The sequence below is a fragment of the Streptomyces sp. JNUCC 64 genome (assembly GCF_054484115.1).
In genome coordinates this window covers 2,760,743-2,776,204 of record NZ_CM137015.1, presented here as the reverse complement: position 1 = coordinate 2,776,204, position 15,462 = coordinate 2,760,743, and the positions used below count along the sequence as shown (strand labels likewise).

The following is a 15,462-nucleotide window of genomic DNA, read 5'->3' as shown; positions in this document are numbered from 1 at the left end:
ACCGTCCCCAGAGTGAGGGTCCACGTATGCGAAGCGTTCCGGGGTCCCCCCGAGGGCGGCGTTCCGCCCCGCCGGAAACCAGACCCGACCGACCCGGTTCCGACCGGTCCGCTCCCCGCCGGACGGCGGCCCACCGCCTCCGCTCCGGAGCCCGCCTGGCGGCGTTCTCCCTGGCCGGGGCCCTGCTGGCCACCGGCGCGCTGGTGCCCGTCGGCGCCGCGCCCGCCGTCGCCGCCCCCGCGCCCACGGGGCCGCCCGTCAACGAGACGGTGGTGATCCAGAGCGTCGGCAGCAGCACCCAGAAGGACCAGCCCTACGGAACGGACTCCGGCACGGGCGGCGGCGGTTACCAGATATCCGGGACCGAGCTGCTGTTCCGCGCCGTGCCCCCCAAGGGGGACGAGGCCCATCAGCACTGGTACCTCCAGCCTTCCACCGGGGGTGCCTACAAGGTCAAGAGCCGCACCAAGAACGACCGTTGCATGGGCCGGGACTCCAACGCCGAGGGTGCCGCCCGGCTGGCCTTCCGGGACTGCGCGGGGTCCGGGACGGACTGGGTCTTCCAGCGGGTGAAGGGCGACCGGTACAAGATCCACCCGGTCGGGTACCAGGAGTCCCTCCAAGTACCGCTCGCGGTCGACCGCGACAACCGGGAGAACGGCGGCGACGTCACCTTCGCCGCCGACCAGACCGACCTGGTGGACGCGCAGACCTGGTACGTCACCCGGGTGGCTCCCACGCACCGGGAGATGCCCGCCGATCCCACCTTCGACCAGCGCACCTTCCTCACCACGCACAACTCCTACTACAACCAGGACGACGCCAGCGGCGCGGCTCCCGGGCCCGCCCATCCGGACCCCATCCGGACCCAACTGGCCAATGGCGTCCGCGCGCTGATGCTCGACGCGCATTCCTACAACGGCCGGGTCCGGATGTGCCACAAGACGTGCCTGCCGACCAGCCAGCCGATGTCCGACGTGCTCACGGACATCGCCCGCTTCCTCAACGCGAACCCGAGCGAGGTCCTGACGGTCTTCGTCGAGGACTACGCGACCTACAACGAGATGTACGACGAGGTGGCCGACGACCTCAGGGCCGGTGGACAGCTCGACGGTCTGCTCTTCAACCCGGCGGACACGGCCCCCGTCGACGTCCCCTCGGCCACCCCCTGGAACGTCGCGGGCAACGGCTGGCCCCGGGTCTCCGAGATGGTCCGGCAGAACAAGCGGCTGCTGATCATCTCCGACCGCGACGACAAGACCAAGCTGGGCATCGGATGGGGCAAGGACTGGACGGTGGAGAATTACTGGTCCATGGGGAGCTTCTGGTCCGTGAGCAGCCCCCCGGACCAGACCTGCCGGACCCGTTGGGACCAGATCCCGCTCTCCAAGGAGGAGCCCAAGTTCCGCAGGCTGTTCGTCATGAACCACTTCCGGGACGTGCCGGCCCACGCGGCCGCGGAGGTCGACCATCCGCTGATCCTCGAACGCGCCCAGCGGTACTGCTCGACGGCGGCCCGCAGGAAGCCCAACTTCGTCGCCGTGGACAAGTACCACGTCGGGGACCCGATGAGGTCCGTCAACGCGCTCAACACCTACACCTACAGCGATGACACCCCCGGCCAGGGCGGCACCCCCGACGAACTCGGCGAGAACTGGTCGGTGCCGAAGCTGACCGTCATGCCGCTCGGGGACTCGATCACCCAGGGCGCGGGCAGCTCCACCCGGTCCAGCTACCGCGCCGCGCTCTGGCCGCTGCTCCACTCCCGCACCCAGGCACTGGACTTCGTCGGCTCCCAGCAGCACGGACAGCTGACCGACCTCGATCACGAGGGCCACTCCGGCTGGCTGATCGAGGGGCTCTCCGCCAACATCGACACCTGGATGGCCGCCGCCAAGCCCAATGTCGTCCTGCTCCACATCGGGACCAACGACATGGACCGCGACCACCAGGTGGCGACCGCGCCCGAGCGGCTCGCCGCGCTGATCGACCAGATGACCGCAGCCTCCCCGAACACCACGATCGTGGTGGCGACCCTGGTCCCGTCCAACTCCCAGGCGGTCCAGTCGAGGATCGACGCCTACAACGCCCGGATCCCGGGCATCGTCAGCGCCCGTCAGGCGAAGGGCCACAAGGTCGCGTACGTCGACATGGCGTCCGCCCTCACCACCGCCGACCTCAAGGACCGGCTGCACCCCAACGACGGCGGCTACGTGAAGATGGCCCGGGTGTTCGCCGACGGCGTCGCCCAGGTCGCCCGCCGGGGCTGGGTCAGCGAGCAGGTGGACGTCCGCCCCGCGCCCGCCCGCGCGGGACTGGGCGACTATCAGGTGGACCTCAACGCCGACGGACGCGCCGACTACCTGGTCGTCCACGACAACGGCGCGGTGAACGCCTGGCTGAACAAGGGCGGCAACGGACGAGGCGGCTGGACCTCCGCCGGTCAGATCGCGTCCGGCGTGGGCGCCCCCGGCGGCCAGGTCCGGTTCGCCGACCTCAACGGCGACCGTTACGCGGACTACCTGGTGGTGGACGCGGCCGGTGCGGTCCGGGTCTGGCTGAACCAGGGCGGCACCGGTGTCGCGGGCTGGACCGCGTCCGGTCAGGTGGCGTCCGGTGTGGGCGCCCCCGGGAGCCAGATCCGGTTCGCGGACGTCAACGCCGACCGTTACGCCGATTACCTGGTGGTGGACGCGGCCGGTGCGGTCCGGGTCTGGCTGAACCAGGGCGGCACGGGGCTCGCGGGCTGGACCGCCGCCGGGCAGATCGCCTCCGGCGTCGGAGTGCCGGGCGACCAGATCCGCCTCGCCGACATGAACGCCGACGGATACGCCGACTACCTCGCCGTGGACGCGGCGGGCGCGGTGCGGGCGTGGCTGAACAAGGGCGGCACCGGCACCGCCGGATGGACCGCCACGGGCCAGATCGCCTCCGGCGCGGGCGCCCCCGGCAACCAGGTGCGGTTCGCGGACGTCAACGCCGACCGGCGCGCCGACTACCTGGTGGTCGACGCGGGCGGCGGAGTCCGGGCCTGGCTGAACGAGGGCGGCGACGGAACGGGCGTCGGCGGAGGCGCCTGGACCGCCGCCGGGAACTTCGCCCTGAGCGTCGGCGCGCCCGGCAACCAGGTGCGGTTCGCGGACCTCGACGCCGACCGCCGGGACGACTACGTCACGGTCGCGGCGGACGGCTCGGTGCGGGCCTGGCTGAACAAGGGCGGCACCGGCAACGGCGGCTGGACGTCCACCGGGCAGCTCTCGCCCGGCGTGGGCGTCCCCGGCGACCAGGTGCGCCTCGCGGACATCGACGCGGACGGCCGCGCGGACTACCTCACGGTGGCCGCCGACGGTTCGGTCCGCGCCTGGTCGAACAACAACGTCACGGCCACCGGCGGTGGTTGGACGGCCCTCGGCCAGATCGCGTCGGGCACCGGCACCCCCGGTGACCAGGTGCGTTTCGCGGACGTCAACGCCGATGGCCGGGCGGACTACCTGGCGGTCGCGGCCGACGGTTCGGTCCGCGCGTGGCTGAACAACGGCGGTGACGGCAACGGCGGCTGGAGCGCGAGCGTGCGCCTGGCCACCGGTACCGGTGCCTCCGGCGACCAGGTGCGTTTCGCGGACGTCAACGCGGACGGCCGGGCGGACTACCTGGCGGTCGCGGCCGACGGTTCGGTCCGCGCCTGGCTCAACAAGGACGGCAACGGCGGCTGGACCTCGCTCGGCGTCTACGCCCCCGCCGTGGGGACGCCCGGCGCCCAGGTCCAATTCGCCGAGGCCAACGGCGACGGCCGCGCCGACTACCTGGCGGTGGCCGCCGACGGCTCGGTGGGAGCCTGGCTCAACAACGGCTCCGCCATCACCGGCGGTTGGTCCGGCCTCGGCCTGATCGCCACCGGCACCGGAGCCCCGGGGAGCCAGGTCCGCATCTGACCTGGTCCGCGTCCGACCTGGTCCGCGTCCGACCCGGTCCGGGTCCGACCCCGGCCCCGGTTCACCGGAGAAACGGTGGCCCCGGTCCGTCCCGCTCGGGACGTACCGGGGCCACCCGCCGTCACGGCCACCCGCCGTCACGGCCACCCGCTGTCACGGCGTCACGTCACGTCACGTCACGGACGCGCGGCGACCGCCTCGACCTCGAACAGCACCTCGGGCGCCGCCAGACTCGCGACCCCCAGCAGGGTCTGCGCGGGCGGACGGCCGCCCCAGTTCTCCCGGACCGCCCCCGTGATCGCCCCCAGCTTCCCGAAGTCGTGGTCCACCACGTACGTTCGCAGCTGGACGACGTCACCCAGGACCAGCCCGTGGGCGGCGAGGGCCGTCCCCAGGTTGTGGAACGTCCGCTTCACCTGCTCCGCGAAGTCCGCCGAGACGACCGCGCCGTCCGGGTCCGAACCGTACTGACCCGAGACGAACACCAGCTCCGTGCCCGCCGGGACGGCGACGGTGTGGCTGTAGCCGAACGGGACCGGGTCGTGCAGGCCGTCCGGGTTGACGATGGCGTGTGCCATGGGTTTCACCTCGTGTGCGCTGGTGGATCTCGACCCCCGAAGCCTCGCAACCCATACCTGACACCCTCTGTCGTGTATCTCGTAGGGTTCTCGGATGCGCGCCGATCGTCTGGTCTCGTTGGTGTTGCTGCTGCGGCGGCACGGTCGGCTGTCGGCGACGGCCCTCGCCCGGGAACTGGAGGTCTCCACCCGCACGGTCCTCCGCGACGTCGAGGCGCTGTCCGCCGCCGGGGTGCCCGTCTACGCGGAACGCGGCCGCAACGGCGGCTTCGCGCTGCTGCCCGGCTTCCGGACCGAGCTGACCGGGCTCAACCACGACGAGGCCCTCGCCCTGCTGATCGCCGGATCGCGGCGCGGCGCCCAGGTGTTCGGCCTCGGCCCGGCGCTCGCCTCGGCCATGCGCAAGGTCGTCGACGCGCTCCCCGAGAGCTACCGCGTCACGGCGGCGGGCGCCGCCGAACGGCTGCTGGTCGATCCGGACACCGACGCCCTCACCCGTCGACTGGACACCGAGGAACTCCCCGACGAGGTCGTCACCGAGGTCCGCCGCGCGGTCCTCGCCGGGCACCGGCTCCGCATCCACTACGCCGCCGTGGACCGGGCCCCCGAGTGGCGCACGGTGGACCCCGTCGGCCTGGTCACCGTCCGCGGCCAGGGCTACCTCCTCGCCTCCCGCTCCGGCGAGGACCGCACCTACCGGCTCTCCCGGGTCCTCGCCGCCGAGGAACTCCCCGAACCCGCGCACCGCGCCGAGCGCGTGGACCTCGACCGGGCCTGGCGGGAGCGCGGACGGCGGTTCCGCGCGAGCGGCGACCAGGTCACCGTCCTGGCGCGGATCGACCCGGCGCACCGGGAGGAACTCGTCGGCACCGCGCTCGCCGTCCTCGCGGAGGCCCCCGACGGGGACGGCCGCCTCCGGCTGGAGGTGACCCTTCAGGACGCGCGCCACGCGGAGTGGGCGCTGTGGCGGCTCGGCACGGGCGCGGAGGTCCTGGCGCCGCCGTGGCTGCGCGCCCGTCTGCGCGACCGCGCCGCCGAGATCGTCGCCCGGTACGGGGTCCCGGCACCCTGACCCCGCAGGGTCACCGTTCCCGTCGCCGTCCGGGACCGGGACCGGGAAGACGGTGTGGTTCGAGTCGGCGTCGTCCGGAGCCGGGCCCCGGGGGTGGGGGAGGGCCCGGCACCGGGGTGGAAGCAGGGGTCAGTCCCAGACCACGGACCAGACGACGGTGCCGTCCGGGACCTTCGGGACGTGGGAGTAGGAGTCCGCGAGGCCGAGGAACACGTCCGCCTCGAAGCCGTCCACCCACTGGACGCAGACCTCCTCCTCGGCGTACGTGCAGACGGCTATGCCCTCCGCCGCCAGGGACTCGTTCCCGGACTCCACCGTCTCGGGGTGGAGCTGGACGCGGACCCAGACGACGTCCTCGCGCTGGTCGATCTCCCGCAGCCGGGCGGCGAGTTCGGCGATCGGCGGACGGCCGTAGCCCCACTGGTTGGGTCCGATGCACTCCTCGTCGGTGTTGCCGTCGAAGAACTCGTCCAGGGTGAGGAGCGGCATCGGGCCGGTCCCGCCCGTACGTCTCATGACTTCGCTCGCGGTGATCATGGGACGGGATCGTCGCACGCGCGGAGCCCTCTTGGGGAGGGGTCGATGGTCACTAGCTGACGACGTCCGGGCGGTACGCGGGCCCCCGGACCGTCCGGCCCGCGATGACGTCGGTGCGTTCGCCGTGGCGGACCACGAACTTCCCGTCGATGAGGACGTGCGGGATGCCCTTGGGGTACGCGCGCGGGTTGGCGTAGGTGGAGCCCGCCGCGACGGTGTCCGGGTCGAAGAGGACGAGGTCGGCGCGGTAGCCCTCGCGGACCACGCCCCGGTCGGCGAGGCGGAGCCGGGCGGCGGGCCGGGAGGTGAGGTGGGCGACGCACTCCTCCAGGGAGAGCACGCCCAGCTCGCGGACGTAGGTGCCGAGGTACTCGGGGAAGGTCCCGTAGGCGCGGGGGTGCGGCTTGGCGCCCTGGAGGATGCCGTCCGAGCCGCCGGTGTGGACCCGGTGGCGCATGATGGCGCGGACGTTCTCCTCGTGGCCGACGTGCTGGAGGATCGTCGGGCCGAGGCGGTCGTCCAGCAGCAGCCGCCGGGCGGTCTCCCAGGGGGTGCGGCCGGTGGCCTTCGCGGTCTGGAGGACCGTCCGGCCGACGTGGTGGGTGTGGACGGGGTCGGTGACGCCGGAGATCTCGATGGTCTCCCACTCGACGGGGACGCCGTGGCAGCCGTCGGAGCCGATCTCCTCCAGGTGGTGGCGGACGCGCTCGGCGGTCGCGTCGTCGCGCAGCCGGGCCAGGGTCGCCTCCGGGCCGCCCTCGCTGGCCCAACTGGGCAGCACGGCGGCGAGGGTGGTGGAGCCGGGGGTGTACGGATAGGTGTCGAGGGAGATGTCGGCGCCCTCGTCCAGCGCCTTGTCGAGGAGGGCGAGGAGCTCGCCCGCGCGGCCCTTGTTGACGCCGAAGTTCATGGTGGCGTGGGCCAGGTGCAGCGGGCAGCCGGCCTCCCGGGTGAGGGCCACCATCTCCTCGTACGCCGCCAGCGCGCCCGCGCCGTAACTGCGGTGGTGGGGGCAGTAGTAGCCGCCGTGCTCGGCCACCACCCGGCACAGTTCGGTGAGTTCGGCGTCCTTCGCGTACATCCCGGGGGTGTAGGTGAGCCCGGAGGACATGCCGACGGCGCCCTCCCGCATGGCGCGGGCGGTCTCCCGGCGCATCAGGTCCAGTTCGGCGGGGGTGGGGGCGCGGTCCTCCCAGCCCACGGCGAGCATCCGCAGGGTCCCCTGGGGCAGCAGGTAGGCGGCGTTGACGGCGATGCCCCGGGCGCCGTCCGGGCCGGTGTGGGCGCGGTCGAGGCGGTCGAGGTACTCCCCGACCGAACGCCAGTCGAAGTCGACGTCCGAGCCGTCGCCGTTCCAGCCCGCGATGGCCTGCCGGATCTCGCCCAGGGTCGTGTCGTTGACGGGGGCGTAGGAGAGCCCGTCCTGGCCGATGACCTCCAGGGTGACGCCCTGGGCCGCCTTCGCGGTGTGGGCGGGGTCCCGGAGCAGCGCCAGGTCGGTGTGGGCGTGCATGTCGATGAAGCCGGGGGCGAGGGTCAGCCCGTAGGCGTCCAGGATCCGGCCCTGTGTGGCGGGCGGCGGGCCGTCGCGGTGGATCTCCGCGATCCGGCCCCCGACCACGCTCAGATGGGCCCGGTAGGCGGGGGCGCCGGTTCCGTCGACCACGCGGGCGTTCTTGATCACCAGGTCCATGCGGTTCCTTCCGGGGTGCTCCCGCCGCCGCCCGGGGCGGGGTCGGGGATGCTGTCAGAAGTAGGTGCGGATGAAGTCGGTGACCGTGCCGTCGGCCTCGACCACGGGGATCAGCTGCCACTTGTCGAAGGCGGTGCACGGGTGGGAGAGGGCGAGGGAGATCCAGTCGCCCACCTCCAGATCGGCGTCCGCCGTGGTGGTGAGCCAGCCGTGCTGGTCGGAGAGCCCGGTGAGGGTCACCCCGGTGGCGGGCCGCTCGACGCCGTCGCGGTGGACGGTCCGGGTGGCGGGGAGGTCCAGGTCGTAGGCGGCGTCCCGCTTGCCCGCGTTGACGAACGCCTGGCCGGGGGAGGGCCGGGAGACCACCTGCGTCCAGAGCCGGAACGCGGGGTGCAGGGCGCCCTCCTCGGGCACCCGGTTGAACGGGGTGACGTGCTCGTAGTGGCCCTCGTCGTGGGAGACGTACGCCCCGGAGCGCAGCAGCCTCAGCGCGGGCGCGGACAGCTCGGGGAGTTCCGCGAAGACGTCCGCGACCGCGTCGAACCAGGCGCTGCCGCCCGCGCTGACGACGATCTCCGGGAGCCCGGCGAAACGGCCCTCGGCGTCGAAGGCGACGGCGAGCGCGGTGAGGCGGCGCAGCCAGGCCCGCACCCGCTCCGGGTCGGCGTCCGGCACCTCGCCCTCGTAGCCCGCGACGCCCACCAGGCGCAGGGTGGAGGTGGCGGCGACGGCGTCCGCCAGCGCGGCGCACTCGGCCTCGGTGCGGGCGCCGGTCCGCGCGCCCTCGCCCGCCCCCAGCTCCACGACGACGTCCAGCGGGCGCAGGGCACCGGCCAGGGCCCGGTCCATCAGCTCGACGCCCCGGAGGGAGTCCACGTAACAGAGGAACCGGAAGTCGGGGTCGGCGGCCAGTTCGCGGGCCACCCAGCGCAGCGCGGCCGGGTCCACCAGCTCGTTGGCGAGGAAGATCCGCCGCACCCCGAAGGCGCGGGCCACCCGGACCTGGTGGGGGACGGCGAGGGTGACGCCCCAGGCGCCGCGCTCGGTCTGGCGGGCGAAGAGCTGGGGCGACATGGAGGTCTTGCCGTGCGGGGCGAAGGCGAGGCCGTGGCGCTCGGTGTAGGTCTCCATCAGCGCGAGGTTGTGCTCCAGGCGCTCGGCGGAGAGCGCCAGCACCGGGGTGGTGAACCCGCCGGTGAACAGGGAGCGGCGCTGGGCGGCCAGCTCCCCGACGGTGAGGCCCTCGGCGTCCGGGGGAAGACCCTTGAAGCGGTGGTCCACGCGCTCGTCCGCGAGGGCGGCGAGGGCCGCCGCGGCGGTGGCGGCGCGCGGCGGGGTGGTCGTGGTCTGCGCGTCGTCGTCGACGGCGGCCATGGGGGCCTCCCGGGGTCGGGGCGAGGGCGGTCGTTCTGGTACTTCCCGCAGGGGCGGGATGGTGCGCTTCCCGTATGCATGTTGCGACATTTGCAACGCTCATTGCGTATGGCGCACGTAGCTGTCTAACATCCCAGCGAACGCCGGGTCAACGGAGCCCGCCGGCCGATCCCCCGCACCCCGACCGGTCTCCGGTCGGCCGACACGAGCCGACGGACCACCAGTGAGGAGCCCCACCGCCGTGACCGCACCCGGAGTCGCCACTCCCGCCGCCACCGCCGACCCGGGGGCCGCCCTGCCCCCGGCGCCCTCGGCGCCCTCGGACGGCGAGCCGCGCGGCACCCAGGCCCCGCACGGCGGCACCCCGGAACCCACGCCCGCGCCCGGCGCCCCGGAGCACGTCGCCCCGGAGCCCGCCGCCGGGCCCGCCGCGCCGGTCGCCGCCCACGGCCCCGCACCGGACGCCTCCCACGGGGACGCTGTCCACGGCCCCGCGCCGGACTCCGACGGCCCCGTGCCGCCCGCCGCCCACGAACCCGTGCCGGACGCCGTCCACGGCCCCGTGCCGGACTCCGGCGGCCCGGTGCCCGACGCGGTCACCCTCGGGGAGTCGATGGTCACCTTCCTCCCCTCCGAACCCGGCCCCCTGGAGGACGTGCCCGCCTTCGCCCGGGGCATCGGCGGCGCCGAGTCCAACGTGGCCTGCTCCCTCGCCCACGCCGGACACCGCGTCCGCTGGATCAGCCGGGTCGGCGAGGACGGCTTCGGCACCCACCTCGTCCGCACCATCGGCGCCCACGGCGTCGACACCAGCGGCGTCCGCCGCGACGAGCACCGCCCCACCGGCATCTACTTCCGCACCGCCGGCGAACGCGCCGTCCGCAAGGGCGAGCGGCCCGGCGCGGACGGCGCCCCGCTCGCCGAGGTCGTCTACTACCGCGCGGGCTCCGCCGCCTCCGCGATGTCCCCCGCCACCATGGACGTCCCCGCCCTGCTCGCCGGACGCGTCCTGCACCTCTCCGGGATCACCGCCGCGCTCTCCGGGGACTGCCTCGCCCTGCTGGAGGAGCTGACCGCCCCCCGCGACCGGCGCCCCCTGCTCTCCTTCGACGTCAACTACCGCGTCAACCTGTGGCGCGACCACGAGCGCGCCGGACGCGTCCTGAAGTCCCTGGCCCGCGCCTGCGACCTGGTCTTCGTCGGCGCCGACGAGGCCGCCGTCGCCTGGGGCGTCACCGGCGGCCCCGAGGCCATCCGCGCCGCCCTGCCCGAACCGGCCCTGGTCGTCGTCAAGCAGGGCGCCCACGGCGCCACCGCGCTCGGCGCCGACGGCACCCGGACCTTCGTCCCCGCGCTCGCGGTCGACGTGGTGGCGCCGGTCGGCGCCGGGGACGCCTTCGCCGCCGGGTTCCTCTCCGCCACCCTGCGCGGACTCCCCGTCCGCGACCGGCTGCGGCACGGCCATCTGATGGCCGCCGCCGCGCTCACCGTCCCCGGCGACCTCGCCGTCCCCCCGGCCCGCGAACGCGCCGACCACCTGGCCGCACTCGACGACGCCGCGTGGGGGAGACTGCGACTCGGCCCCGGCTGGACCGACGCCGAGGCCGAGGAGGAGGTACCCACCAGATGAGCCAGACCGTCGACCGCGCGCTGTCCATCCTGCCGCTGCTCGCCGAAGGCCCCGCCGACCTCGGGAAGGTCGCCGACCGGCTCGGCGTCCACAAGTCCACCGCCCTGCGGCTGCTGCGCACCCTGCACGAGCACGGGCTGGTCTACCGCCAGTCCGACCAGCGCTACCGGCTCGGCGCCCGGCTCTTCGCCCTCGCCCAGGAGGCCGTGGAGAACCTCGACGTCCGCGAGATCGCCCACCCCCACCTCGTCGCCCTCAACGAGAAGATCGGTCACACCGTCCACCTCGCCGTGTACGAGGAGAACGAGGTCCTCTACATCGACAAGGTCGAGAGCCGCTACCCGGTGCGGATGTACTCGCGGATCGGCAAGCCCGTCGCGATCACCGTCGCCGCCGTCGCCAAGCTGCTCCTGGCCGACCTGCCGGAGGCCGAGCGGCGCGCCATCGCCGAGAAGCTCGACTACCCGATGTACACCGCCCGTTCGACGCCGAGCGCCGCCGCCTTCCTCAAGGAGCTGGCCACCGTCCGCGAACAGGGCTGGGCCACCGACCTCGGCGGCCACGAGGAGTCCATCAACTGCGTCGGCGCGCCCATCCGGGGCGCCGACGGGCGGGTCGTCGCCGCGATGTCGGTGTCCGCGCCGAACGTCGTCGTCACCGCCGAGGAACTCCTCACCCTGGTGCCCCTGATCCGGCGCACCGCCGACGCCGTCAGCCGCGAGTACTCCGGCAACCCCCATCCGTCCGGCCCGGGCACCCCCGGCGCCGTCCCCCCGGGCCCCGCCTCCGGCGGCCCCGGACCGTCATCCCGTACCACCCCGAGCGAGGAACGCCCATGACCCAGACGCCCCAGTCCGAGAAGACCGCCCTCACCCCGAGCACGCACACCGCTCCGCCCGCGAAGTTCTCGCACGGCGTCCGCAAGGGCAACATCCTCCAGGTCGCCGGTCAGGTCGGCTTCCTGCCCGCCGTCGAGGGCCAGCCCCCGACGGTGGTCGGCCCCGGCCTGAAGGAGCAGACCCTCCAGACCTTCGCCAACGTCAAGGCGATCCTGGAGGAGGGCGGCGCCGGCTGGGACGACGTGATGATGATCCGCGTCTACCTCACCGACGTCGACCACTTCGCCGAGATGAACGCCATCTACAACGCGTACTTCGAGGAGCAGGGCCTCACCGCCCCGCCCGCCGCCCGCACCACCGTCTACGTGGGCCTGCCCAAGGGCCTCCTCATCGAGATCGACGCGCTCGCCGTCCTCGGCTAGTCCGTCGGCCCGTCAGTCCGGCAGTCCGTCGGTCCGTCGGTCCGTGAAGACGGCCTAGGACGGACCGGGCCGCAGGGCGGCGGGACGGGGCCTGACGGGCCCGCCCACCGCCCCGGGCGGGGACCCCGGCCTCGCGCCGGACCTCGCGCCGGACCGGGACCTGCCCCGGCCTCGCGCCGGACCCGTCCCGGCCTCGTGCCGGACCCGCCCCCGTCCCCGCGCAGGGACCCCGTCCCCGCGCGTCCATCCGCCCTCCGGCCGGAACCCACCCTCCGGGCCCGGCCGCACCGACCGCGCGCAGGAGGGGCCGCCCCGGGACCGAGTCCCCCGGGTGAGTCCGCGGCCCCACGCGCGGGCGCCCGCCGCCCGCGCGGCGCGCGCCCGGCGGTCCGGTGTCCTCCCTTGCCACGAGGACACCGGACCGCCACCTCCCCCGCCCCCACCACCGGCCTTCCCGACCCCCACCGCCCGGCCCGTCCACCAGGACCCGCCGGACGGGCCTCCGCCGACCCCTCGATCCGCCGGTCCGCCACCCATCCCACCCCCCTCGGTCCGCAGCTCTCAGCTCCGCCGACCCCCTGACCCCCGCCCCCGATCCCTCGCACCCCAGATCCCTCAAGATCCCTCCACTCCTCGATCCCTCCACCTACACGTGCCACCGGTACGGCGTGCCCCGCACGGGCCGGCCGTACCGCGATCCGTCCTGCCCGAAAAGCGCCGGTGAACGTGTCCGACGGCCCCTCGGCCCCCACCGCACCGCCCTCCGCCCCCCTGGGCGACGAGGAGCGGCGCGACGGCGGCCCCGTGCGAAGGGGCGTACGTCGTCGTGCCCGCCCGCCCGGCGCGCCACGGAAGTACGAGGCCCCTCATGCGTCTGGCCATCCCGACCCCCGCCCCCGTCCCGCTGATACCCGGCGCGCCGGGCACGCCCGGCACCGCGCTCGCCGCGGGCGGCGCGCCCGCCGCCACCGAGCCCCCCACCACCGGACTGCTGGCGCTGATCCCCGGCACCGCCGGACTGCTCACCGTCGCCGCCCTAGGCATCGCCCTGCTGCTGTTCCTGATCATCAAGGTGCGGTTGCAGCCGTTCGTGGCCCTGCTCGCCGTCTCCCTCGCCGTGGGACTGGCCGCCGGGCTCTCCGTCACCCAGCTCTTCGGCACCGTCCAGAAGTCGGACGCCGTCTCCCTGGTCGAGTCCGGGATGGGCGGCACCCTCGGTCACGTCGCCATCATCATCGGCCTGGGCACCATGCTCGGCGCCATCCTGGAGGTCTCCGGCGGCGCCGAGGTGCTCGCCTCCCGGCTGCTCGGACTGTTCGGGGAGCGGCGGGCCCCGCTCGCCATGGGCCTGACCGGCGTGGTCTTCGGCATCCCGGTCTTCTTCGACGTCGGCATCTTCGTGCTCGCGCCGATCGTCTACGCGGCGGCCAAGCGGAGCGGCAAGTCCATCCTGCTGTACTGCATGCCGCTGCTGGCCGGGCTCTCGATGACCCACGCGTTCCTGCCGCCGCACCCCGGTCCGGTGGCCGCCGCCGGGCTGCTGCGGGTGGACCTCGGCTGGGTGATCCTGATGGGCGTGGTCGTCGGCGTCCCGGCGGTCCTCGCCGCCTGGGTCTACGCCGCGTGGATCGGCGCGCGGCTGTTCGTGCCCGTCCCGCAGGACATGGCCGACGCCGCCGAGGAGTCCCGGACCGCGCTCGTCGCCGAACAGCGGGCCTCCGGGGTCGTCCCCGCCGAGACGCCCGTCCCGCTCGGCACGGTGCTGCTGATCATCGGCACCCCGCTGGTGCTGATCCTGCTCGCCACCTTCTCCTCGATCGCCCTCGACCCGTCCACCGGGCGCTCGGTGATCGAGTTCCTGGGGCACCCCTTCGTGGCGCTGACGCTGGCGCTGCTGATGGCGTACTGGCTGCTGGGCGTGCGGCGCGGCTGGTCCCGCACCTCGCTGGAGACGGTGTCCACGTCCTCGCTGAAGCCCGTCGGCAACATCCTGCTGGTGGTCGGCGCGGGCGGGGTCTTCGGGGCCGTCCTGAAGGGCAGCGGGGTCGCCCAGGCGCTCTCCGACACCTTCGACGGGCTCGGGCTGCCGGTGATCGTCCTCGCGTATCTGATCGCGCTGGTGCTGAGGGTCGCGCAGGGTTCGGCGACGGTCGCGATCGTGACCACGGCGGGCATCGTGTGGCCGCTGGTCGAGGGCGGTGACCACTCCCAGCCCTTCGTGGCCCTGGTGATCATGGCGATCTCGGCGGGCTCGATCTTCGCGTCGCACGTCAACGACGGAGGGTTCTGGATCGTCGCCAAGTACTTCGGCATCTCGGAGCGCGACACGCTGAAGTCCTGGACGGTTCTGGAGTCGGTCCTGTCGCTCGCCGGGTTCGCCGTCGCCGCCGTACTCAGCGTCTTTGTCTAGCCTTTGCCGCCGCCGGAACCGGCCTTTACCGGTCGGTCGGGGGACGAAGGGGTACCCCGACCATGCACGTCACAGGAATCTCGGCCATACTGCGGGCCGTGGAGCAGCCCATAGGCAAGAACCCCTCGCTCGTTGACGCCGCCGCCATCGACCCGGCGCACGTCCCCGGCTTCGCGACGCCCGTCGCGGTCCCGAAGCCGGGGGCGGAGGCCCGCCCGGACGGGGGTGAGGAGGCCGGGGGCGAGGACCGTACGGGTCCGGAACCCTCGGACGCGCCCGGCCCCGCCTCCAAGGCGCCCGGGTCCGCCGACGCGGAGACCGGCACCGGTCCGGACGCGCGGACCGGCACCGACGCGGACACCGCCCCGGGTACCGGAGCCGACGCCGGGAGCGCGGTGCCGGACGGCCCCGTCTTCGAGGCGGCCGACCGGCGCGGGTCCATCCTGGTGAACGGCACCGGCGTCTCGTTCACCCTGGACGACCAGGCCGCGGAGTGGACCTGGGACGAGATCGGCGCGGTCGAGGTCGCGACCGGCCGCTTCCCGCTCCGGCTGACGCTGTACGTCCACACGCCGGACCGCCGCTGGTACCCCAACGAGGTCCGGGCGTCCTCCAAGGGCGAACTGCGGCGCTGGACGGAGGAACTGGACGCCGCGCTGGACGTCTGGTTCGACGAGGCCACCGAGACCGACGAGGCGGAGGAACCGGCCGGGGCCACCGAGACCGCCGAGCCGGACGGACCGGCTGAGGCCACCGGGCCGGACGAGTCGAGCGAGCACGACGAGGACGACGAGCGCGACGAGCCGAAGGACACGGCCAAGGACGGCAAGCGCCCGTCCAAGCGCTGAGACCGCCACAGCGGACGTTCACGGGCCCGGTCCAGGGACAAAGCTCCCCTGGACCGGGCCCGTTCGTGTGCGAGGGCCCGGCCCGGGGACGGGGTCGTCCGTCCTCCACCGGCCGCGTTCGGACGGG

Annotated in this window: 11 protein-coding genes; 7 read left to right on the top strand and 4 right to left on the bottom strand. The window is 74.1% G+C overall.

Features of this window, described 5'->3' with window-relative positions; all coding sequences use genetic code 11:
- Positions 1-26: 26 nt before the first annotated feature.
- On the top strand, positions 27-3,932 hold the full coding sequence (locus tag ACVWNX_RS11090; protein WP_454413738.1) for an FG-GAP-like repeat-containing protein: 3,906 nt from the start codon (positions 27-29) through the stop codon (positions 3,930-3,932).
- Positions 3,933-4,108: 176 nt separating this feature from the next.
- On the opposite strand, the gene ACVWNX_RS11085 is transcribed toward ACVWNX_RS11090, so the two are convergent.
- Positions 4,109-4,510 (bottom strand): RidA family protein, encoded by a 402-nt coding sequence (locus tag ACVWNX_RS11085; protein WP_454413737.1) that lies wholly within the window; start codon positions 4,508-4,510, stop codon positions 4,109-4,111.
- 94 nt (positions 4,511-4,604) lie between these two features.
- Here ACVWNX_RS11085 and ACVWNX_RS11080 point away from each other — a divergent pair, with 94 nt between their 5' ends.
- On the top strand, positions 4,605-5,582 hold the full coding sequence (locus ACVWNX_RS11080) for a helix-turn-helix transcriptional regulator (RefSeq protein ID WP_454413736.1): 978 nt from the start codon (positions 4,605-4,607) through the stop codon (positions 5,580-5,582).
- Positions 5,583-5,711: 129 nt separating this feature from the next.
- On the opposite strand, the gene ACVWNX_RS11075 is transcribed toward ACVWNX_RS11080, so the two are convergent.
- Genes ACVWNX_RS11075 through ACVWNX_RS11065 form a run of 3 tightly spaced genes read right to left on the bottom strand, consistent with a single transcriptional unit; the run spans position 5,712 to position 9,186 of the window.
- Positions 5,712-6,119 carry a hypothetical protein gene (locus ACVWNX_RS11075; protein WP_454413735.1) on the bottom strand — a complete coding sequence of 136 codons (408 nt, stop codon included), beginning with the start codon at positions 6,117-6,119 and terminating at the stop codon, positions 5,712-5,714.
- Between the two features lie 52 nt (positions 6,120-6,171).
- A complete protein-coding gene (locus ACVWNX_RS11070) occupies positions 6,172-7,812 on the bottom strand; it encodes an N-acyl-D-amino-acid deacylase family protein (protein ID WP_454413734.1) in 1,641 nt (546 codons plus the stop codon).
- A gap of 54 nt (positions 7,813-7,866) precedes the next feature.
- On the bottom strand, positions 7,867-9,186 hold the full coding sequence (locus ACVWNX_RS11065) for an amino acid deaminase (protein ID WP_454413733.1): 1,320 nt from the start codon (positions 9,184-9,186) through the stop codon (positions 7,867-7,869).
- Positions 9,187-9,799: 613 nt separating this feature from the next.
- Between ACVWNX_RS11065 and ACVWNX_RS11060 the strand changes: the two genes are divergently transcribed.
- From ACVWNX_RS11060 to ACVWNX_RS11040, 5 genes are all read left to right on the top strand, one after another.
- Positions 9,800-10,816, top strand: coding sequence for a sugar kinase (locus ACVWNX_RS11060; RefSeq protein ID WP_454414716.1), 1,017 nt, complete (start codon positions 9,800-9,802; stop codon positions 10,814-10,816).
- Entirely contained in the window at positions 10,813-11,655 is an 843-nt protein-coding gene (locus ACVWNX_RS11055) for an IclR family transcriptional regulator (protein ID WP_454413732.1), read from the top strand. The genes ACVWNX_RS11060 and ACVWNX_RS11055 overlap by 4 nt, the downstream gene beginning before the upstream one ends.
- Positions 11,652-12,077 (top strand): RidA family protein, encoded by a 426-nt coding sequence (locus ACVWNX_RS11050; RefSeq protein WP_454413731.1) that lies wholly within the window; start codon positions 11,652-11,654, stop codon positions 12,075-12,077. Before ACVWNX_RS11055 ends, ACVWNX_RS11050 begins: the two co-directional genes overlap by 4 nt.
- Positions 12,078-12,945: 868 nt before the next feature.
- The gene (locus ACVWNX_RS11045; RefSeq protein WP_454413730.1) at positions 12,946-14,487 is read left to right on the top strand and encodes a GntP family permease; all 1,542 of its coding nucleotides are present in this window, start codon (positions 12,946-12,948) and stop codon (positions 14,485-14,487) included.
- Positions 14,488-14,585: 98 nt separating this feature from the next.
- Complete coding sequence (locus ACVWNX_RS11040; RefSeq protein ID WP_454413729.1) at positions 14,586-15,335, top strand: hypothetical protein; 750 nt, start codon at positions 14,586-14,588, stop codon at positions 15,333-15,335.
- Positions 15,336-15,462 lie beyond the last annotated feature (127 nt).

What these genes read in the sequence shown, in the direction of transcription:
- ACVWNX_RS11065 (WP_454413733.1), bottom strand. Translation starts at nt 9,186, where the DNA reads ATGGCCGCCGTCGACGACGACGCGCAGACCACGACCACCCCGCCGCGC.
- ACVWNX_RS11060 (WP_454414716.1), top strand. Translation starts at nt 9,800, where the DNA reads ATGGTCACCTTCCTCCCCTCCGAACCCGGCCCCCTGGAGGACGTGCCC.
- ACVWNX_RS11050 (WP_454413731.1), top strand. Translation starts at nt 11,652, where the DNA reads ATGACCCAGACGCCCCAGTCCGAGAAGACCGCCCTCACCCCGAGCACG.
- ACVWNX_RS11045 (WP_454413730.1), top strand. Translation starts at nt 12,946, where the DNA reads ATGCGTCTGGCCATCCCGACCCCCGCCCCCGTCCCGCTGATACCCGGC.
- ACVWNX_RS11075 (WP_454413735.1), bottom strand. Translation starts at nt 6,119, where the DNA reads ATGATCACCGCGAGCGAAGTCATGAGACGTACGGGCGGGACCGGCCCG.
- ACVWNX_RS11090 (WP_454413738.1), top strand. Translation starts at nt 27, where the DNA reads ATGCGAAGCGTTCCGGGGTCCCCCCGAGGGCGGCGTTCCGCCCCGCCG.
- ACVWNX_RS11055 (WP_454413732.1), top strand. Translation starts at nt 10,813, where the DNA reads ATGAGCCAGACCGTCGACCGCGCGCTGTCCATCCTGCCGCTGCTCGCC.
- ACVWNX_RS11080 (WP_454413736.1), top strand. Translation starts at nt 4,605, where the DNA reads ATGCGCGCCGATCGTCTGGTCTCGTTGGTGTTGCTGCTGCGGCGGCAC.
- ACVWNX_RS11085 (WP_454413737.1), bottom strand. Translation starts at nt 4,510, where the DNA reads ATGGCACACGCCATCGTCAACCCGGACGGCCTGCACGACCCGGTCCCG.
- ACVWNX_RS11070 (WP_454413734.1), bottom strand. Translation starts at nt 7,812, where the DNA reads ATGGACCTGGTGATCAAGAACGCCCGCGTGGTCGACGGAACCGGCGCC.